Below are 19,178 nucleotides of genomic sequence, written 5' to 3'. Positions count from 1 at the left end.
CCATGCTGGCGCTCGATCGGGTCAGCAAGACCTATCCCAACGGCGTCGAGGCGCTGGCGCGATTCTCCGCCGAGATCAGGCAAGGCGAGATCATCGCCATCATCGGCGGTTCCGGCTGCGGCAAATCCACGCTGCTGCGCGCCATCGCCGGGCTCGATCGCGCCAGCTCGGGCACGGTGACGCTCGACAATGAGGCGATCGCCTCGCCGCATGCCAAGATCGGCATCATCTTCCAGGAGCCGCGGCTCCTGCCCTGGCTCAGCGTGGCCGACAATATCGGTTTTGGCCTTGCCGATCTGCCGGCCGCCGAGCGGCGCGAGAAGGTGGCGCGTGCGCTCGAGCGGGTTGGGCTCACTGAGAAGGCGCAGGCCTGGCCGCGCGAACTCTCCGGCGGGCAGGCGCAGCGCGTGGCGATCGCACGCGCGCTGGTGCCGCAGCCGGAGGTGCTTCTGCTCGACGAGCCGTTCTCCGCGCTCGATGCCTTCACCCGCAGGGATCTCCAGGATCATCTGCTCGATCTCTGGGCCGACACGCGGCCGACGCTCATCCTCGTCACGCATGACGTCGACGAGGCCGTGGTGCTGGCCGACCGCGTGCTGGTCATGCGGCCGCGGCCGGGCCGGCTGTTCGACCAGATCGAGGTCAATCTCGGACGCCCGCGCGATCGCAATTCGCCGCTGTTCGAGAATTTCAAGCGAAGTGTGCTGACGTCACTCGACCGGTCGCTCGACCGCAGCGTGCCCGACCGTGACGCAACCCAGGGTCCCGGTCAGGCCATGTGGTGGTGACAATTAGCCGCCAAGCCGGTACATCGAGGAGCGATTTTTCCGGGAGTGAACGAAAATGGACGCTGCAGAGCTGCGCCAGATGCAGGCTCCGATCAAGGAGCGCTACAAGACCGATCCCAAGACCGCGCTGATCACATTGAAAGCGAAGGGCTCCACCGACAGTGAGGGCATCGCCTGCAAGGTCGAGACCGGCCGCGCCATCGCAATGGCAGGGCTGCATCCGGCAACCGGCGGCTCTGGTCTCGAGCTCTGCTCCGGCGACATGCTGCTCGAAGCCCTGGTCGCCTGCGCCGGTGTCACGCTGAAGTCGGTCGCGACCGCAATCGAGGTGCCCTTGAAGACCGGCAACGTCTATGCCGAGGGCGATCTCGATTTCCGCGGCACGCTCGGTGTCGACAAGGAGACCCCGGTCGGCTTCACGGAGATCCGCCTGCGCTTCGAGGTCGACACGCCGGCGCCGCAGGACAAGCTCGATCTCCTGCTCAAGCTCACCGAGCGCTATTGCGTGGTCTACCAGACCATCAAGAACGGCCCGAAGGTCTCGGTGTCGATGCAGCGGATGTGACCCTTACCCTCCCCTGGAGGGCAGGGATATCGCATATGGCTTTGTGGCGCGGCCCGAGCCAGCGCCTCTCCTTCGAGACGCCCGCTTCGCGGTCTCCTCGGGATGAGGCTGAACTTGTATCGGTGTCCGTTGAAAGTGCTGCCGCGGACTCCGTCCTCATCCTGAGGGCCCGCCAAAGGCGGGTGTCTCGAAGGATGCGCCACAGCAACCGCACTCATATGCGATAGCCCTTTCCCTCCAGGGGAAGGTAAGAACAGAATGTCCCTCGACCTCCACTTCATCCTCTTGCTGCTACTGCGCATGACGATCGCCGCGACGTTCGTCGTGACGGCGTCGATCATCACCGAGCGCGCGGGCCCGGTGATCGGCGCGCTGGTCGCGACCCTGCCGATCTCGGCCGGTCCGTCCTACGTCTTCCTCGCCATCGACCATGACGCCGCCTTCATCGCCCAGGGTGCGCTGGCGAGCCTGCCGATCAATGCGGCGACCATCTTCATGTGCCTCACCTATGTCGTGCTGGCGCAGCGGAACAATCTTCTGGTGAGCGGTGGGAGCGCGGTCGCGGTGTGGATCGTGCTTGCATCGATCATCCGCCAGTTCGACTGGTCGCTCACGGCGGGGCTTGCCGCCAACCTGATTGCCTTCGGCATCTGCATTCCGCTCCTGGCCGGCTATCGCCATGTGAAAATGCCGCTGGTGACGCGCCGCTGGTACGACGTGCCGATGCGAGCGACACTGGTGGCGACGCTCGTCGCCATCGTCGTTTCGACCTCGGGCTGGGTCGGTCCGCGCATCAGCGGCATCATCGCGCTTTATCCCGTGGTTTTCACCAGCATCATGGTGATCCTGCATCCGCGCATCGGCGGCCCGCCGACCGCCGCCGTGCTCGCCAACTCCGCCTGGGGTCTGCTCGGGTTCGGCGCGGCCATCGCTGTTCTGCACGTGGCGGTAGTGTCGTTCGGCGCGGCCGCCGGTTTGTGTCTCGCGCTCGCAACCTGCGTCATCTGGAACTTGACGCTGTGGGGAATTGGTCGGCGCGCGATGCGCAAGGCGCGGCCGACGCCGTGAGACTACGGATATGCGCGACATGCGTCGCCAAAAGCCAAATGCGGCAAGTTCAGCTCGCGCCAATCAAGTGACCGGGCACCTTTCTCAACTCGTTGAATGAGAAGCATCATGTCGGGCCTTTGCGCGCCGAGTTCCAGCGCTCCTCGCGCGGACATCCCTGATCACCCCCGTCGAATTCCCGTCGGTAAAATTAGAACTTTGTTCGAGCTTTTCCCGTAGAGAAGCAGGCGCGCACTCGCTTCCGTTGTCGTCCGTACGAATTTGACGGACCTGCATCCAAGTCATCGGATCCGCGGGAGGCGCCGATTTGGAATACGGCACCACGGCCGCACGCTTTGTTCCCTGGACACCGAGGGACATATCCCCCTTCGGCTTAATTCGAGATCGAGATTTCCTGATGTTTGGTCGCAAGTCCCGCGGTGATGTCGATGCAATGCTTGCGGCCATCGGCCGTTCGCAGGCGATGATCGAGTTCGCCATGGACGGCACGATCCTCAACGCCAATCAGAACTTCCTCAAAGCGCTCGGCTATTCCCTCGACGAGATCAAGGGGAAGAAGCACGCGATGTTCGTGCCCGCCGATCAGCGCGACTGTGCCGAGTATCAGGCGTTCTGGGCGAAGCTCAATCGCGGCGAGCCCCAGGCGGACGAATTCAAGCGGATCGCCAAGGGCGGCCGTGACGTCTGGATCGAGGCGTCCTACAATCCGGTGCTCGACGATGCCGGCAAGCCGGTCAAGGTGGTGAAGATCGCGACCGACATCACCGCCAAGAAGATCCGTGCCATGACGGAGGCCTCCAAGATCGCCGCCATCAGCCGCGCCCAGGCCGTGATCGAGTTCAAGCTCGACGGCACCGTCGTCACCGCCAACGAGAATTTCTGCAAAGCGCTCGGCTATTCGCTGGCCGAGATCGAGGGCAAACATCACAGCCTGTTCGTGGCCGAGGCCGATCGCAACAGCGCGGCCTATCGCGAGTTCTGGGCCGCACTCAACCGCGGTGACTATCAGGCTGGCGAGTTCAAGCGCATTGGCAAGGGCGGCAAGGAGGTGTGGATTCTCGCTTCCTACAATCCGCTGCTCGACGAGGCTGGCAAGCCGTACGGCGTCGTCAAGTTTGCGACCGACATCACCGCGGACAAGCTGAAAAATGCCGATCTCGCCGGTCAGATCGCGGCGATCGACAAGGCTCAGGCCGTGATCGAATTCAACATGGACGGCACGATCATCACCGCGAACGCCAATTTCCTGAACGCGCTCGGCTATTCGCTGCCCGAGATCAAGGGCAAGCACCACAGCATGTTCGTCGAGCCCAGCGAGCGCGACGGCGCGGCCTATCGCGAGTTCTGGGCGGCACTCAACCGCGGCCAATACCAGGCGGCCGAATACAAGCGCATCGGCAAGGGCGGCAAGGAGGTCTACATCCAGGCGTCCTACAATCCGATCCTCGATCTCAACGGCAAGCCGTTCAAGGTCGTCAAATATGCCACCGACACCACGCGGCAGGTGCTGGTCCGGATGGGCAACGAGCGCGTGCGCGGCATGATGGAATCGGTCGCGGCGGGCTCGGAGGAGCTGAACGCTTCGGTGCGCGAGATCTCCGAGGCGATGACCAAATCCCGCGAGACCGCGATGAGCGCGGTGGACCAGGTCGCCGCAGCCGATGCGCAGGCGCAGCGCCTGACCGAAGCGGCGCAGTCGATGAGCGGCATCGTCGAGATGATCAACAGCATCACCGGCCAGATCAACCTCCTGGCGCTGAACGCCACGATCGAATCCGCCCGGGCCGGCGAAGCCGGCCGCGGCTTTGCCGTGGTTGCCTCCGAGGTGAAGAGCCTCGCCAACCAGGCCAAGCAGGCCACCGACAAGATCGGCCAGGAGATCGGCAGCCTCAACGGCATCTCCGGCGACGTCGTCAGCGCGCTCAGCTCGATCAAGCAGGCGATCAACAACGTCAGCGAATACGTCACCTCGACTGCGGCCGCCGTCGAGGAGCAGAGCACGGTGACGAACGAGATGTCGACCAGCATGCAGCGCGCCGCCGCGGAAGCGGCCGCAATCGCGGCACGGGCGTAGGCTTTCTCAAGAGTTATTCCGGGGCGATGCGCAGCATCGAACTACGGCGCGCGATTGCGCGCTTGAGAATCTCGAGATTCCCCGGCGCGCAATTGCGCACCTGAGGTCTGGTCCTTGGGACCATCCCGGAATGACAGTCTCATCTAGGCCTTCGGCAGCTTGGCCTTCAGCGCGTAGAGCGCATCGAGCGCCTCCCGCGGCGACATCTCGTCGGGGTGCAGCGCCTTCACGGCCTCCATCAACAGCTCCGCCTCGCTCGGCGGCGCGGCTTCAGTGGCGGCGCGCGAGGGCACGGCGAACAGCGGCAGATCGTCGACCAGCGCGCGTGCGGTCTGGCCGCGGTCCTGGGCCTCCAGCTTGGAGAGCACGGATTTGGCGCGCGTGATCACCGAGGGGGGCAGGCCGGCGAGTTTTGCCACCTGGATGCCGTAGGAGCGGTCGGCCGAGCCCGGCAGCACCTCGTGCAGGAACACGACGTTGCCCTGCCACTCCTTCACCCGCACGGTGGCGTTGAACAGCCGCGGCAGCTTGGCCGAGAGCGCTGTCAGCTCGTGATAATGCGTCGCGAACAGCGTACGGCAGCGGTTGCTCTCGTGCAGATGCTCGATCGCCGCCCATGCAATCGAGAGGCCGTCGAAGGTGGCGGTGCCGCGGCCGATCTCGTCCAAAATCACGAGCGAGCGCTCGCCGGCCTGGTTGAGGATCGCCGCGGTCTCGACCATCTCCACCATGAAGGTGGAGCGGCCGCGGGCGAGGTCGTCGGCGGCGCCGACGCGCGAGAACAGGCGGTCGACGATGCCGATCCGCGCGCGCGTGGCCGGCACGAAGCTGCCGATCTGAGCCAGCAAGGCAATGAGCGCATTCTGGCGCAGAAAGGTCGATTTGCCGGCCATGTTGGGACCGGTGAGCAGCCAGAGCTGGCCGGACTTTTGCGCAGGGCTGGGCGACAGATCGCAGGCATTGGCGATGAACGGCTCGCCGTTGCGCTTCAGGGCCTGCTCGACCACGGGATGGCGGCCGGCTTCGATCGCAAAGCTGAGGGAATCATCCACCTCGGGCCGCACGTAATGATCGTCGACGGCGAGCTTTGCGAGCGAGGTCGCGACGTCGAGCAAGGCGAAGGCGTGAGCGGCGGCGCGCAGATCGTCGCTGATCGCCATGGCCTTTGCCGACAGCCGTTCGAAAATCTCGAGCTCCAGCCCAAGGGCACGGTCGCCGGCATTTGCGATCTTGGCTTCGATCTCGCCGAGCTCAGATGTCGTGAAGCGCACCTGGCCCGCCAGCGTCTGGCGATGGATGAAGGTGGCGTTCAGCGGCGCCGACATCAGCTTGTCGCCGTGCTGGGCGGTGACCTCGACGAAATAGCCGAGCACGTTGTTGTGCCGGATCTTCAGGGCCTTGACGCCGGTTTGGTCGGCGTAGCGGGCCTGCATCGAGGCGACCACGAGGCGCGACGCATCGCGCAGGTTTCGCGCTTCGTCCAGCGCCGGCTCATAGCCCTGGCGAACGAAGCCGCCGTCGCGCTTGATCAGCGGCAACTGCTCGTCGAGTGCCGTCGCCAGCTCGGCAGCGAGCTCGCGTGATGGTCGCTGCAGCGCCGCCATCACTGCGGCGATCTCCTGCGGCGGCTGGTCGAGCTCGGAAAGGCGCGCCAGCACCTGGTCGGCGGCGATGATGCCGTCGCGGAGGCCTGCAAGATCGCGCGGGCCGCCGCGGCCGACCGAGAGGCGGGCCAGCGCCCGCGACATGTCGGGCGCGCCGCGCAAGATGCTGCGGATGTCCTCGCGCGCGGCGGAATCGGCAACAAAGGTGCTCACCGCGTCGAGCCGCCGCGCGATCGCCGGCGCGTCCGTCAGCGGTGCCGCCAGGCGCTGCGCCAGCAGGCGCGAGCCCGCCGACGTCACGGTGCAGTCGATCGCGTCGAGGAGCGAGCCGCGGCGCTCGCCGGCCAGCGTCCGTGTCAGCTCGAGATTGGCGCGCGTCGCCGGGTCAATCGCCATGGTCGCGCCCGAGGCCTCGCGCGTCGGCGGCGACAGCGGCGGATGCTTGCCGACCTGGGTGCGGTCGACATAGGTCACCGCAGCGGCCGCGGCGGTGGCCTCGAGGCGCGTGAGCTGGGAGAGGCCGTCCATGGTCGCGACGGCAAAGTAGTCGCACAGGCGCTTCTCGGCGGTGGCGCCGTCAAAGACGTCGCGGGTCAACGGCGTCACGGCCGGCAGCTCGCGCAGGGTCTGTCCGAGCTCGCTGTCGTTATAGAGCGCGTCGGTGACGATGGCCTCGTTCGGATTGATGCGCGCCAGCGTCGCGGCGAGCTCGCCGCCCGAACATTCGGTGACCATGAATTCGGCGGTCGAGATGTCGATCCAGGCGAGACCGAAGCGGTCGCCGCCGGCGGATGAGCGTGCCCGCGCGATCGCGAGCAGATAGTTGTTGGCACGCGCGTCGAGCAGCGTATCCTCGGTCAGCGTGCCCGGCGTGACCAGCCGCACCACGCCGCGGCGGACCACGCTCTTGTTGCCGCGCGCTTTCGCAGCGGCAGGATCCTCGGTCTGCTCGCAGACCGCGACCCGATGGCCGGCCGAGATCAGGCGGTGCAGATAATCCTCGGAGCGCTCGACCGGCACGCCGCACATCGGAATGTCGGCGCCCTGATGCTTGCCGCGCTTGGTCAGGACGATGCCGAGCGTCTTGGAGGCGATCTCGGCGTCCTCGAAGAACAATTCGTAGAAATCGCCCATCCGGTAGAACAGCAACAGGCCCTGATGCGCCGCCTTGATCTCAAGGTACTGTTCCATCATCGGGGTGACGCGCGCGGCGGCTTCCGCCGGCGGTGCGGGCGCTTCCTCAGGGGGCGGTACGGATATCGGCTGTTGCATGGTCATGGGCGGCGCAACCTACAAAATTTCGGCACCTGGTCCTATTTGCTTTCCTGGGGAAGCGAAGGTTTTCCACGTTGTCCGGAGCGGCGCGCGAGGTGCTGCCACATTCTCAGTCGTCATTCCGGGATCCGCCGGCAGGCGCAGACCCCGAATCCATCGGACTACACGTCACACCGACAAAGGGATTCCGGGTTCGCGCCAAGTGGCGCGCCCCGGAATGACAGGGAGTTTCGAATACGCCACCCGCGAAACCGTCAATTGACCTGCCGCGGGCGCCCTCCTAAAACTCCGCCGACATTGAAGAATTTGGCCGAACCGCGGCATTCAGGGAGAACAACGATGCGTGACGTCTTTATCTGCGATGCCGTACGGACCCCGATCGGCCGCTTTGGCGGCGCGCTCGCCAAGGTGCGGGCCGACGATCTCGCCGCCGCCCCGATCAAGGCATTGATGGCCAAGCATCCCAACCTCGATTGGGCGCAGGTGGACGAGGTCTTCTTCGGCTGCGCCAACCAGGCCGGCGAGGACAACCGCAACGTCGCGCGCATGGCGCTGCTGCTCGCAGGCCTGCCGGATTCGGTTCCCGGCCAGACCCTGAACCGCCTCTGTGCCTCCGGTCTCGATGCGGTCGGCGCTGCGGGCCGCGCCATCCGCTCCGGCGAGATCGAGCTCGCCATTGCCGGCGGCGTCGAGTCGATGACCCGCGCGCCGTTCGTGATGGGCAAGGCGCAGGAAGCCTTCTCGCGCTCGGCCGAAATCTTCGACACCACGATCGGCTGGCGCTTCATCAATCCGCTGCTCAAGGCGCAGTACGGCGTCGATGCGATGCCGGAGACCGGCGAGAACGTCGCCGAGGAATTCCAGATCTCGCGCGCCGACCAGGACGCCTTTGCCATCCGCTCGCAGCAGCGGGCCGGCGCTGCGATCGCGGCCGGCTATTTCGCGGAAGAGATCACGCCCATCACGATTCCTGGCGGCAAAGCCGGTCCGATCACGGTGGACAAGGACGAACATCCGCGCCCTGAGACCACGCTGGAAGGCCTGGCAAAGCTGAAGCCGATCGTGCGCAATCCCGGCACGGTCACGGCCGGCAACGCCTCCGGCGTCAATGACGGCGCTGCCGCCATGATCCTGGCGTCCGAAGCGGCCGTGAAGAAGCATGGCCTGACGCCCCGCGCCCGCATCCTCGGCCTCGCCTCGGCCGGTGTGCCGCCGCGGATCATGGGCATCGGCCCGGTGCCCGCGACCCGCAAGCTGATGGAACGCCTCGGCAAGAAGATCAGCGATTTCGACCTGATCGAACTCAACGAAGCGTTCGCCTCGCAGGGTATCGCCTGCATGCGTCAGCTCGGCGTTGCCGACGATGCCGACTACGTCAATCCGCATGGCGGCGCCATCGCCCTGGGCCATCCCCTCGGCATGAGCGGCGCGCGCCTCGCGCTCACCGCCGTCCACGGCATGGAGAAGCGCGGCGGCAGGCTGGCGCTGGCCACCATGTGCGTCGGCGTCGGCCAGGGCGTCGCCGTCGCGATCGAGAAGCTGAACTGACGGGACGCCACGCGTCCCGTCATCCCGGGGCAGCCCGACAGGGCTGAACCCGGGATCTCGAGATTCCGGGTTCGCTCGTTTCACGCGCGCCCCGGAACGACCGGGTGGTTGGGAGACGAGCATGATCATCGAGCGCGAGCAGGACGTCACGGCCGCGGCGCTGGAGGTGATGAAGCGGACATCCGATCCGCGGCTGCGCCAGATCATGGTCTCCCTGGTCAAGCATCTCCACGCCTTCGTGCGCGACGTTCGCCTGACCGAGAAGGAGTTTCGCGATGCCACAGCGGTCATCGCCGAGCTCGGCAAGCTGACCACCGACACGCATAACGAGGTGGTGCTGATGGCGGGCTCGCTCGGCGTCTCGCCGCTGGTGTGCCTGCTCAACAATGGCGATCAGGGCAACACGGAGACGGATCAGTCGCTGCTCGGGCCATTTTGGCGGCTGAACTCGCCGCGGGTCGAGAATGGCGGATCGATCGTGCGCTCGGAGACGCCGGGTGCGCCGCTGTTCGTCAGCGGCCGCGTCGTCGACAAGGACGGCCGGCCGGTTGCCGGCGCCGAGGTCGATGTCTGGCATGCCTCGCCGGTTGGCCTCTACGAGAACCAGGACCCCGAGCAGGCCGACATGAACCTGCGCGGCAAGTTCACGACCGATCAGGACGGACGCTTCGCCTTCCGTTCGGTGATGATGGTCGGTTATCCCATTCCGACCAATGGCGTGGTCGGCCGCCTGCTTAAGGCGCAGAGCCGGCATCCCTACCGGCCCGCGCATCTGCACGCCCTGATCTTCAAGCCGGGATTCAAGGTGCTGATCTCGCAGGTCTACGATCCCGCCGACCCGCATATCGACAGCGACGTGCAGTTCGGGGTGACGCAGGCGCTGATCGGCAAGTTCCAGCGCCACGACACGCCGCATCCGACCGCACGCGACGTCATCGCGCCCTGGTATTCGCTCGATCACACCTACCGGCTCGAAGCCGGGGAGGCCGTATTGCCGCGTCCGCCGATCAAATAGCGCGGGGCTGGCAGGCGCGGCATGCCCGCCAAAGCCGCTTCCCCAGATTAGTTATATCCTATAATGATTGGCGGAAGTTGACCGGCCGGGAGCAAGAATGGCCGGGGAGGAGTTCGCCCATGACATTCATCTATCCCGTGGACAGCAACAAGGCGCATCCGCTGCCGCTGTCGCCCGAGTACAAGAGCTCGATCAAGCGCGCGCCGAACAAGCCCTTGATTCCGATGCGGCATACGCTGTCGGAGCTAACCGGCCCGGTCTACGGCCACGAAACCGTGCGCAAGGGCGACAACGATCTGACCACCCAGCATGCGGGCGAGCCGATCGGCGAGCGCATCATCGTGCACGGCCATGTGCGCGACGAGGACGGCCGGGGCGTGCCGAACTCGCTCGTCGAGATCTGGCAGGCCAATTCCTGCGGCCGCTACGTCCATGTCCGCGACCAGCATCCGGCGCCGCTCGATCCGAATTTCACCGGCGCAGGCCGCACCGTGAGCGACACCGCCGGCTACTACCGTTTCGTTACCATCAAGCCTGGCGCCTATCCCTGGGGCAATCACCACAATGCGTGGCGGCCGGCGCACATCCATCTGTCGGTGTTCGGCCATTCCTTCATCACGCGCCTGGTGACGCAGATGTACTTCCCGAATGACCCGCTGTTTCCATTCGACCCGATCTTCAACTCGGTGCCGGACGAGAAGGCGCGGGCGCGGATGGTTTCCTCGTTCGACTTGGAGAATACCCAGCCCGAATGGGCGCTGTGCTACCGCTTCGACATCGTGCTGCGCGGCAAGAACGCTACGCCTATGGAGAGCCACTAACGTGCAAGAGCCTGTGAAGCCTGACGGTATCACCCCATCGCAGACCGTCGGTCCGTTCTTCAAATACGGCCTGACGCCGACCGGCGAGTACGCCTGGAACGATGCGTTCACCAGCTCGACGCTCACGGCCGACGTGACGGGCGACCGCATCCGTATCGAAGGCCGCGTGTTCGACGGTGACGGTGTCGCCGTGCCGGATTGCATGCTGGAGATCTGGCAGGCGGACGCGCAAGGCCGCTTTGCCGACCCGCAGGACAAGCGTGCGCTGCCGAATGCGAGCTTCCGCGGCTTTGCCCGCTGCGGCACCGACAAGGACGGCAATTATTCCTTCGAGACCATCAAGCCGGGCGCGGTGCCGGATCCCGACGGCAAGCCCCAGGCGCCGCACATCCTGCTTGCGGTGTTCGGCCGCGGCATGCTGCGGCATCTCTACACCCGCATCTATTTCAGCGACGAGGCCAGCAACGCCGCCGACCCCGTGCTGGCGCTGGTGCCCAGCGATCGCCGCGCCACGCTGACCGCCGTGCGGGAGGCCGGCAAGTCGGTCTATCGGCTCGATCTGCGGCTCCAGGGCGACAACGAGACAGTGTTCTTCGACGTGTGAAGGCAAGGCGTGCCGGGGAGGCCTGCTCCTCGGCACGCATTTGTCGTTCGGCGCATCGGAGCCGGCGCTGACGCTGCGTCCGTGAACGAGCGTGCCGCCGAAGTCAGACAGGCGACCGCCGGCATGGCGGCCAATCTCGAGCAGCTAAGGTCGGTCGTGGTCAGGACCGTGCGCGAATCGACCGCGGCGGCTTGAGCGGGCGACAGCCGCTGGTGCCCGGGCATGTGATCGTGCAGTATGGCGCGGGACCTGGGGGCGCTGCATGACATCTCCACAACTGGCTGCGGTTACTGAGCCCAGCTACCTGACGGCTGCGCTGCGCAAGGCGGGTGCGCTGGACGCCGGCGCGGTGCGCGAGGTGAAGGTGTTGGATGAACGCGACACCTTGGTGTCACATATCACCCGGCTTGGCCTGCGTTACGTCGGGGAGTCCGCCGGTTCGCCGCAGAGCCTGATTCTCAAAACGCCTCATGCCAATTTTGCCAAGACGCTCGCGCATGGCGGTCGGCACGAGGTGGCCTTCTACACGAAGCTCGCACCGAACATGCCATCGGGGCTGGTGCCGCGTTGCTTCGGCGGACGTTTCGACGAGGAGGGCCAGAGCTGGCATCTCCTGCTCGAGGATCTCACGGATAGCCACGAAGTCGCGACCCAATGGCCGCTGCCGCCGGCGCGAGCTCAAGCAATGGCGATCGTCACGACACTGGCGGGGTGGCACGCGGCCTGGTGGGATCATCCCGATCTCGGTGAGACCGTCGGTGACTGGATGAGTGCCGAAGACTCCGCAAAACTGATGGAGACCTTCGCCGGCCACTACGATCGTTTCGCCGATCTGCTTGGCGATCGTCTGAGCGAAGAGCGGCGCATTCTCTATCGCCGGTTTATCGAGCAGTCTGAGCGCCTGTTCGAGCGCTATCATTCACGCCGCCACGTCACCATTGCTCACGGCGATGCCCACATCTGGAATTTCTTGCTGCCACGCGCCGGTGTGAACGACAGCGTGCGCATTTTCGACTTCGATCAGTGGCGCATCAATGTACCGACTGGCGACCTCGCCTACATGATGGCGACGCAATGGTATCCCGAGCGCCGCCAGGCTCTCGAACGTTCACTCCTGAACCAATACCACGAAACCCTGATCGCGCGCGGCGTCGCCGGCTATACGCGCGGCGCGCTCGACCAGGACTATCGACGGTCGGTGCTCTGGCACATCACCAAGCCGGTCTGGCAATGGAGCGTCAACATCCCGCCGCTGATCTGGTGGAACAATCTGGAGCGGGTGTTTGCGGCCGTGGATGACCTCGGCTGTGAGGAGTTGCTGTAGCGCTGTTGCGTCCGGGGCACGAGATCTCCCGCTACTCCATCACTGCATGTTCCGGTCCCGCGGCCTGCTTGCGCAGCGTGGCCTTGGTCGAGCCGATCATCAGCGCGAGCGGGATGGTGCAGAGGATGAAGAGCATCACCAGCATGTAGTCGTGCGCGAAGGCGATGATCTGCGCCTGCACGCTGACCATCCTGTCGGCCATGGCGCGGCCCGCGTCGGTGGACAGGTTGATCATGCCGCGCACGTCCGGCATTTGCAGTGCATGGTTGAACGGGTTGATGTGCTCGGAGAGGATCGCATAGGTTCGGCGCGTTCCCTGCGTCAGCTCGGCGATGACCACGGAAATGCCGACCGAGCTCGCGACGTTGCGCATCAGGGTCAGCATGGCGGTGCCGTCGGTGCGCAGATCGTTCGACAACGTCAGGAACGCCACGGTCGAGAGCGGCACGAAGACGAGGCCGAAGCCGAAGCCCTGGATGACGCTGACGGTCACGATCTCGGGCACCTGGGTCAGATCGGTCCAGCCGGTCATCTGGAACAGCGAGCCCGCGGTCAGCGTCAGGCCGGAGATGATGAGCGTGCGCGCCTCGAAATAGCGCATCATGCGGCCGACCAGCATCATGGCGAAGAAGGTGCCGAAGCCGCGGCTCGCCAGCAACAGGCCGGCGGTGATGATGGGATAGCCGATCACGTTCTGCATGTAGGGCGAGGCCAGCGCCATGGTCGAGAACAGCACGAGCCCCATCACGATCATGAAAACGCATCCGGTGACAAAGTTGCGATCCCGAAACAGCGCGAAGCGAATGAACGGGGTCGAGGTCGTGAAGGAATGCGCGAGGAAGAAGTAGAAGCCGACAGCCGAGACGATGAACTCCGCGAGGATCTCGTTGGATTCCAGCCAGCCCAATTGCTCGCCGCGGTCGAGCGCAAGCTGAAGTGCGCCGATCGCGATCGCCAGTGCAGCGAAGCCGAGCCAGTCGAATTTGAGGCTGAGGTCCTTCCTGGTCTCGTCCATGAAGACGATCAGCCCGAGCACGGTGATGAGGCCGAACGGCAAATTGACGAAGAACACCCAGTGCCAGGAATAGGTCTCGGTCAGCCAGGCGCCGAGGGAGGGGCCCATGATCGGGCCCATCATCACGCCCATGCCCCAGATCGACATCGCCTTGGCACGCTCCTGGAGCGTGTAATAGTCGAGCATGACCGATTGCGACAGCGGCACCAGGGCGGCGCCGAACACGCCCTGCAGCAGGCGGAACAGCACCATCTGGTTGATGTCCTGGGCGAGGCCGCAGAGCACCGAGGCCAAGGTGAAGCCTGCCGAGCAGATGATGAAGATGCGCTTGCGGCCGAAGCGGTTGGCGATCCAGCCCACCGGCGCCGTCATGATCGCGGCGGCGACGATGTAGGAGGTCAGCACCCAGTTGATCTGGTCCTGCGAGGCCGACAACGTGCCCTGCATGTAGGGCAGCGCGACGTTGGCGATGGTGGTGTCCAGCGCCTGCATGATGGTCGCCGTCATGGCGCAGATCGTCACCATGTTCCGGCGCAGGCCAGGAACCATCAGGGCAGGATTGGACTCCGCCATGGGATCAGTCGTTGTCCTGATCTTTGTCTTGGCTTGCCGTCGCCGACAGGCCGAACAGGCCGGCGAGCGAGCGCTTGTGGCCGGTGTCGATGGTGGCATAGACGCTCATGCCGGCCTTCAGCTTCCGCACATATTTGTCGGTCTCGTCGAAATAGATCCGGATCGGCACGCGCTGCACCACCTTGACGAAATTGCCGGTGGCGTTCTGCGGCGGCAGGATCGCGAATTGCGCGCCGGTGCCGGGCGAGAGCGAGCCGATCCTGCCCTTGAAGACGTGGTTCGGGAACGCATCGACCTCGAGCGTGACGGGCTGGCCTTCGGTGACGTAGGTGAGGTCGCTCTCCTTCGGATTGGCGTCGACCCAGGGATGGGCGACGTCGATGATGGAGAAGACGGGCGTGCCGGCGGTGACGAACCGGCCGAGCTGGATCTGCTCGACCTGCGTCGCCACTCCGTCCATCGGCGCGCGCAGCACGGTGTGGTCGAGGTTGCGCTGGGCGTCGTCCAGCTTGGCTTTCGCCTGGGCGTAGGGCGGGAATTGCTCCAGCGGCAATGCGGGGTCGCCGAGCAACTGCGTCTTGGCGTTGGAGAGCTGCTGCTTGATATACTGCGCCTGCGCGCCGGCCGTGACCAGCGCGTTCGAGGCGTTGTCGAGGTCGAGCTGCGAGCCGAAATTGTTCTTCACCAGCGCCTGCTTGCGCTCGACGTCGCGCTTCTTCAGGTCGATGCCCTGCTGGGCCAGATCGAGCATGTCGCCGTAGATCTTGATGTTGGCGACGAGGTTGTCATAGGTCGTGCGCGCCTGGGCGAGCTGTGCCTTGGCCTCGTCCACCGCGTGGCGAAACGGCACCGGGTCGATCTCGAACAGCTCGTCGCCGCGCTTGACCAACTGGCCTTCCTTGACGACGACCTTCAGGATCTTGCCGGAGATGTCAGGCGTCACCAGCACCTTCTGGGCGCCGACATAGGCGTCGTCGGTGCCGACATAGCGGCCGCCGTTCAGATAAAAGGTGAGGCCGCCGATGGCGACGACAACAGGCAGCACGAACATGAGCAGGAAGCGGCGATAGCGCCGCAGGCCGGCGACGAAGCGCCGGCGCGGATCGGTGCCGGCCTTCTTGGTCGGCTTGCCGCTGTCGCTCTTCTGCTCCGGCTGGAATTTGAGGACCTGATCAGCCATAGCGCTGCTCCTTACGCGCTTGTTCCGCTCCGGACGTTTGGATTGCGTTACGCACGTTTTCTTTGATGGATTCGAGTTGGGTCAGGAGACGGTGGGCGTCCGCCGGGTTGATACCGTCGAGCGCGTTGGCCGTGAGCTCCGACTTCAGGCCGCTCATCTTGCCGAGCAACGTTCGGCCGGCCTTTTTCAGATAGAGGCGCTTGACGCGGCGGTCCGAGGCGTCGCTGCGGCGCTCGATCCAATCGCTGTCGCAGAGCTTGTCAATTAGCCGCGTCAGCGTGATCGGCTGCATTTCCATGAGCTCTGCGAGTTCCGACTGCTTCATGCCCTCGCTGCGCTCGATCTTGGTCAGCACCGCCCACTGGGCGCGCGTGATGCCGAAGCGCGAGGCTTCCTTGTCGGCATAGACGCGGAGCAGGCGGTAGAGCTCGCCGAGTGTGAACAGGAAGTTCTGGTCGACCGACCCGCGGGTCATAAGCTTTGTCTCCAATAAGCTCGCATATAATAAGCAAGCTTATGACTATTTCACGGCGGATCAAACGCGACGCTGTCCCGCAGGATGAGCATGGCTGGCAGCCGCGCCAACCCTCGCGCTTTGGGTTCCAGCGCCGAAATGCTAGAACGCCAATCCCATGACCTCCGCCAAGCCGGCCTTTCCGACGCCCGACCACGATCACGGCCGCTGCACCGCGGACGCGCTGTCGCATGCCGAAGCGGTTTGCGAGCAGCGGGCCCAGAAGTTCACGCCGATCCGGCGGCAGGTACTGGGCGCGCTGCTCTCCAGTCACCGCCCCCTCGGTGCCTATGAGGTGATCGACGAACTGGCAAAATCGATGCCGCGTCCGGCGCCGATCACGGTCTACCGTGCTCTCGATTTCTTGATGGCCAATGGCCTCGTGCACCGCATCGAAAGCCGCAACGCCTATCTCGCCTGCGCCGCCCACGACCACGATGCGACCTCGGCGGTGGCGTTCCTGATCTGCGAGCGCTGCGGCCTCGTCGGCGAGATCCCGTCAGCGTCATTTGCCGGAGATCTCAACGCTGCGGCCCGCAGCTCAGGCTTCGCTCCGAAATTGTCCGTGGTGGAGATCACGGGCGTCTGCACCCATTGCCAGAAAGTCTCTTAGCAGGATGAAATCAGTTCGAGCCACAAGGGTGGTGCTCACCTCTCCCAAGGGGAGAGGTCGCGCCGAAGGCGCGGGTGAGGGGCTTCGCTCTCTCGTGAGGCGGGCACCCCCTCACCCGATTTGCTCTGCAAATCGACCTCTCCCCGCTGGGGAGAGGTGAAAGTCCGCGTCTGATCAGTCAAGCAACAACGGCGCAAAGCCGGTTTTTCGGGAAGACATGTCCTCACCACAAGCCATACCGTCCGCCGCACGTCCGCTCAGTGCCGGCGCCATCGCCCTGATGCTCATGCTGTGCCTGACCTGGGGGTTCAACCAGATCGCGGTGAAGCTGGTTCTGCCCGATATCCCGCCGATGCTGCAGGCCACGATCCGCTCGATGGGCGCGCTGCCGGTGCTGTTCCTCATCGGCACGTTTCGCGGCGTCAAATTCTTCGAGCGCGACGGAACATGGAAGCCCGGCCTGGTTGCCGGGCTGATGTTCGGCATCGAATTCGTGCTGATCTTTCAGGGGCTGCGGCTCACCTCGGCCTCGCGCGCGGTGGTGTTGCTCTACACCGCGCCGTTCTTCGTGGCGCTCGGCTCCTACCAGGTGCTGGGCGAGCGGCTCGGCGCCTCGCAATGGCTCGGCCTTGCCATCAGCTTTGCCGGCGTCGCCCTCGCCATCGGCGTGCCGCAGCCCAATGTCGATTCGCATGTTCTGCTCGGCGACCTCATGATCGTCGGCGGCGCCGCGCTGTGGGCGGCGACGACGCTGGTCGCCAAGGGTACGAAGTTGCGGTTCGCCGCGCCGGAGAAGGCGCTCGGCTATCAGGTCGCTACCTCGATCCCGATCCTGGGGTCGGCGGCCTGGCTGTTCGGCGAGACAATCACCCACGTGCCGGCGCCGCTGTCGCTCGGCCTGATGGCGTTCCAGGCGATCTGGGTGGTTGGAACCACGTTCACGCTTTGGTTCGCGCTGGTGAAGACGTACTCGGCCAGCAAATTGTCCGCTTTTACCTTCATCACCCCTTTGTTTGGCGTGGTGGGTAGCTATTTCATCATGCACGACACCCTGAGCCTGACATTCGGGGCCGCCGCGGTCCTTGTAATTGCTGGGCTTTTTCTGGTTAACCGTCCCAGCTCATCAGCTGCGGCGCCGCGCGATGCATTGCTGAACGTCACCAAAACCTGATATTTGGACCCCATGAACAAGCCCGAAACCACCATCGATTCCGACATCGCGGGGCCTGCGCCGCGCCATCGTACCACTCAGGTCAAGGTCGGCGACGTCGCCGTCGGCGGCGGTGCGCCGATCGTCGTGCAGTCGATGACCAACACCGACACCGCCGACGTCGAGAGCACGATCGCCCAGGTCGCAGCGCTCGCGCGCGCCGGCTCCGAAATGGTCCGCATCACCGTGGACCGCGAGGAAGCCGCGGCCGCCGTTCCGCACATCCGCGACGGCCTCGCCAAGCGCGGGATCAACACGCCGCTGATCGGCGACTTCCACTATATCGGCCACAAGCTGCTCGCGGCCTATCCGGCCTGCGCCGAGGCACTCGCCAAGTACCGCATCAATCCCGGCAATGTCGGCTTCAAGGACAAGCGCGACACCCAGTTCGCCGACATCATCGAGATCGCCAACAAGAACAACAAGCCGGTCCGCATCGGCGCCAATTGGGGCTCGCTCGACCAGGAGCTCCTGACCAAGCTGATGGACGAGAACGCCGCCTCGCCGAATCCGCGCGACGTGCGCGCGGTGACGCGCGAGGCCATGGTGCAGTCCGCGCTGCTCTCGGCGGCGCGCGCCGAAGAGCTCGGCATGCCCAAGAACCGCATCATCCTTTCCGCAAAGGTCTCGGCGGTGCAGGATCTCATCGCGGTCTACCAAGATCTCGCCAGCCGTTCCGATTACGCCATCCATCTCGGCCTGACCGAAGCCGGCATGGGCTCGAAGGGCATCGTGGCCTCCTCGGCCGCGCTCGGCATCCTCCTGCAGCAGGGCATCGGCGACACCATCCGCATCTCGCTGACGCCGGAACCCGGCGGCGACCGCACCCGTGAGGTGCAGGTCGGCCAGGAGCTGTTGCAGACCATGGGCTTCCGCACCTTCGTGCCGCTGGTCGCGGCGTGCCCCGGCTGCGGCCGCACCACCTCGACCACGTTCCAGGAGCTGGCCCGCTCGATCCAGGATTTCATCCGCGACGAGATGCCGATCTGGAAGACGAAATATCCCGGGGTCGAGGAGCTCAACGTCGCGGTGATGGGCTGCATCGTCAACGGTCCCGGCGAATCCAAGCATGCCAATATCGGCATCTCGCTGCCGGGCACCGGCGAAGCGCCGGCCGCGCCTGTCTTCGTCGACGGCAAGAAGTTCCGTACGCTGCGCGGCCCGACCATCTCCGCCGACTTCAAGGCGCTGGTGATCGACTATATCGACCAGCGCTACGGTCAGGGCGCCAAGGTGCCGGTGACCGCGGCGGAGTAGTTTTCTCCTGAACATCGGAATCGTAAGGCGGGTTCGCGAAGCGAGACCCGCCTTATTTTTTGCGCGCCCGTAGCTCCTCGGATGGAGCGAAGCGTCATCCGGGGCAGCCGTCACCGCGGAACGGCCGTTC

At 65.2% G+C, this 19,178-nt stretch carries 16 protein-coding genes; 12 read left to right on the top strand and 4 right to left on the bottom strand.

Translation table 11 applies throughout. The features are described from left to right. The first annotated feature begins 2 nt into the window (after window positions 1–2). The 4 genes from P6U31_RS35430 (at window position 3) to P6U31_RS35415 (ending at window position 4,495) form a co-directional block, all read left to right on the top strand. Window positions 3–788 carry an ABC transporter ATP-binding protein gene (locus P6U31_RS35430; protein ID WP_407186225.1) on the top strand — a complete coding sequence of 262 codons (786 nt, stop codon included), beginning with the start codon at window positions 3–5 and terminating at the stop codon, window positions 786–788. A 55-nt stretch (window positions 789–843) separates the two neighbouring features. Further along, complete coding sequence (locus P6U31_RS35425; protein WP_407186224.1) at window positions 844–1,353, top strand: OsmC family protein; 510 nt, start codon at window positions 844–846, stop codon at window positions 1,351–1,353. Between the two features lie 258 nt (window positions 1,354–1,611). Beyond that, the gene (locus P6U31_RS35420) at window positions 1,612–2,421 is read left to right on the top strand and encodes a hypothetical protein (protein ID WP_407186223.1); all 810 of its coding nucleotides are present in this window, start codon (window positions 1,612–1,614) and stop codon (window positions 2,419–2,421) included. Between the two features lie 397 nt (window positions 2,422–2,818). After that, a complete protein-coding gene (locus tag P6U31_RS35415; protein WP_407186222.1) occupies window positions 2,819–4,495 on the top strand; it encodes a PAS domain-containing protein in 1,677 nt (558 codons plus the stop codon). A 143-nt stretch (window positions 4,496–4,638) separates the two neighbouring features. On the opposite strand, the gene mutS is transcribed toward P6U31_RS35415, so the two are convergent. Further along, entirely contained in the window at window positions 4,639–7,377 is a 2,739-nt protein-coding gene (gene mutS, locus P6U31_RS35410; RefSeq protein WP_407186221.1) for a DNA mismatch repair protein MutS, read from the bottom strand. A 336-nt stretch (window positions 7,378–7,713) separates the two neighbouring features. Between mutS and pcaF the strand changes: the two genes are divergently transcribed. From pcaF to P6U31_RS35385, 5 genes are all read left to right on the top strand, one after another. Next, complete coding sequence (pcaF, locus tag P6U31_RS35405) at window positions 7,714–8,922, top strand: 3-oxoadipyl-CoA thiolase (RefSeq protein ID WP_407186220.1); 1,209 nt, start codon at window positions 7,714–7,716, stop codon at window positions 8,920–8,922. Between the two features lie 121 nt (window positions 8,923–9,043). Then, window positions 9,044–9,937 (top strand): dioxygenase, encoded by an 894-nt coding sequence (locus P6U31_RS35400; protein ID WP_407186219.1) that lies wholly within the window; start codon window positions 9,044–9,046, stop codon window positions 9,935–9,937. Window positions 9,938–10,056: 119 nt separating this feature from the next. After that, window positions 10,057–10,758 carry a protocatechuate 3,4-dioxygenase subunit beta gene (pcaH, locus tag P6U31_RS35395; protein WP_407186218.1) on the top strand — a complete coding sequence of 234 codons (702 nt, stop codon included), beginning with the start codon at window positions 10,057–10,059 and terminating at the stop codon, window positions 10,756–10,758. A 1-nt stretch (window position 10,759) separates the two neighbouring features. Further along, complete coding sequence (gene pcaG / locus P6U31_RS35390) at window positions 10,760–11,362, top strand: protocatechuate 3,4-dioxygenase subunit alpha (RefSeq protein ID WP_407186217.1); 603 nt, start codon at window positions 10,760–10,762, stop codon at window positions 11,360–11,362. A gap of 262 nt (window positions 11,363–11,624) precedes the next feature. Next, the gene (locus tag P6U31_RS35385; protein ID WP_407186216.1) at window positions 11,625–12,686 is read left to right on the top strand and encodes a phosphotransferase; all 1,062 of its coding nucleotides are present in this window, start codon (window positions 11,625–11,627) and stop codon (window positions 12,684–12,686) included. 31 nt (window positions 12,687–12,717) lie between these two features. Here the strand turns inward: P6U31_RS35385 and P6U31_RS35380 are convergent, their stop codons facing one another. The 3 genes from P6U31_RS35380 to P6U31_RS35370 are packed head-to-tail and all read right to left on the bottom strand — an operon-like array spanning window position 12,718 to window position 15,929. Beyond that, complete coding sequence (locus P6U31_RS35380; protein ID WP_407186215.1) at window positions 12,718–14,274, bottom strand: MDR family MFS transporter; 1,557 nt, start codon at window positions 14,272–14,274, stop codon at window positions 12,718–12,720. A 4-nt stretch (window positions 14,275–14,278) separates the two neighbouring features. Next, window positions 14,279–15,454, bottom strand: a complete 1,176-nt coding sequence (locus P6U31_RS35375; RefSeq protein WP_407186214.1) for an HlyD family secretion protein — start codon at window positions 15,452–15,454, stop codon at window positions 14,279–14,281. Next, a complete protein-coding gene (locus tag P6U31_RS35370) occupies window positions 15,447–15,929 on the bottom strand; it encodes a MarR family winged helix-turn-helix transcriptional regulator (RefSeq protein WP_407186213.1) in 483 nt (160 codons plus the stop codon). The genes P6U31_RS35375 and P6U31_RS35370 overlap by 8 nt, the downstream gene beginning before the upstream one ends. Before the next feature lie 157 nt (window positions 15,930–16,086). On the opposite strand from P6U31_RS35370, the gene P6U31_RS35365 reads away from it, so the two are divergent. From P6U31_RS35365 to ispG, 3 genes are all read left to right on the top strand, one after another. After that, entirely contained in the window at window positions 16,087–16,581 is a 495-nt protein-coding gene (locus P6U31_RS35365; RefSeq protein ID WP_407186212.1) for a Fur family transcriptional regulator, read from the top strand. A gap of 217 nt (window positions 16,582–16,798) precedes the next feature. After that, a complete protein-coding gene (locus tag P6U31_RS35360) occupies window positions 16,799–17,752 on the top strand; it encodes a DMT family transporter (protein ID WP_407186211.1) in 954 nt (317 codons plus the stop codon). Between the two features lie 12 nt (window positions 17,753–17,764). Continuing rightward, window positions 17,765–19,048, top strand: coding sequence for a flavodoxin-dependent (E)-4-hydroxy-3-methylbut-2-enyl-diphosphate synthase (gene ispG, locus P6U31_RS35355; RefSeq protein ID WP_407186210.1), 1,284 nt, complete (start codon window positions 17,765–17,767; stop codon window positions 19,046–19,048). Window positions 19,049–19,178 lie beyond the last annotated feature (130 nt).

It is taken from the genome of Bradyrhizobium centrosematis, from assembly GCF_045571495.1.
In the GTDB taxonomy this organism is placed as follows: domain Bacteria; phylum Pseudomonadota; class Alphaproteobacteria; order Rhizobiales; family Xanthobacteraceae; genus Bradyrhizobium; species Bradyrhizobium centrosematis.
Note: the sequence above shows the minus strand (reverse complement) of the source record. Positions and strands in the feature narration are given on the sequence as shown.

Bases quoted from the DNA above. Each gene is read 5' to 3' on its own strand.
- P6U31_RS35430 (WP_407186225.1), top strand. From the start codon at position 3: ATGCTGGCGCTCGATCGGGTCAGCAAGACCTATCCCAACGGCGTCGAG.
- P6U31_RS35425 (WP_407186224.1), top strand. From the start codon at position 844: ATGGACGCTGCAGAGCTGCGCCAGATGCAGGCTCCGATCAAGGAGCGC.
- P6U31_RS35420 (WP_407186223.1), top strand. From the start codon at position 1,612: ATGTCCCTCGACCTCCACTTCATCCTCTTGCTGCTACTGCGCATGACG.
- P6U31_RS35415 (WP_407186222.1), top strand. From the start codon at position 2,819: ATGTTTGGTCGCAAGTCCCGCGGTGATGTCGATGCAATGCTTGCGGCC.
- mutS (WP_407186221.1), bottom strand. From the start codon at position 7,377: ATGACCATGCAACAGCCGATATCCGTACCGCCCCCTGAGGAAGCGCCC.
- pcaF (WP_407186220.1), top strand. From the start codon at position 7,714: ATGCGTGACGTCTTTATCTGCGATGCCGTACGGACCCCGATCGGCCGC.
- P6U31_RS35400 (WP_407186219.1), top strand. From the start codon at position 9,044: ATGATCATCGAGCGCGAGCAGGACGTCACGGCCGCGGCGCTGGAGGTG.
- pcaH (WP_407186218.1), top strand. From the start codon at position 10,057: ATGACATTCATCTATCCCGTGGACAGCAACAAGGCGCATCCGCTGCCG.
- P6U31_RS35385 (WP_407186216.1), top strand. From the start codon at position 11,625: ATGACATCTCCACAACTGGCTGCGGTTACTGAGCCCAGCTACCTGACG.
- P6U31_RS35380 (WP_407186215.1), bottom strand. From the start codon at position 14,274: ATGGCGGAGTCCAATCCTGCCCTGATGGTTCCTGGCCTGCGCCGGAAC.
- P6U31_RS35375 (WP_407186214.1), bottom strand. From the start codon at position 15,454: ATGGCTGATCAGGTCCTCAAATTCCAGCCGGAGCAGAAGAGCGACAGC.
- P6U31_RS35370 (WP_407186213.1), bottom strand. From the start codon at position 15,929: ATGACCCGCGGGTCGGTCGACCAGAACTTCCTGTTCACACTCGGCGAG.
- P6U31_RS35365 (WP_407186212.1), top strand. From the start codon at position 16,087: ATGACCTCCGCCAAGCCGGCCTTTCCGACGCCCGACCACGATCACGGC.
- P6U31_RS35360 (WP_407186211.1), top strand. From the start codon at position 16,799: ATGTCCTCACCACAAGCCATACCGTCCGCCGCACGTCCGCTCAGTGCC.
- ispG (WP_407186210.1), top strand. From the start codon at position 17,765: ATGAACAAGCCCGAAACCACCATCGATTCCGACATCGCGGGGCCTGCG.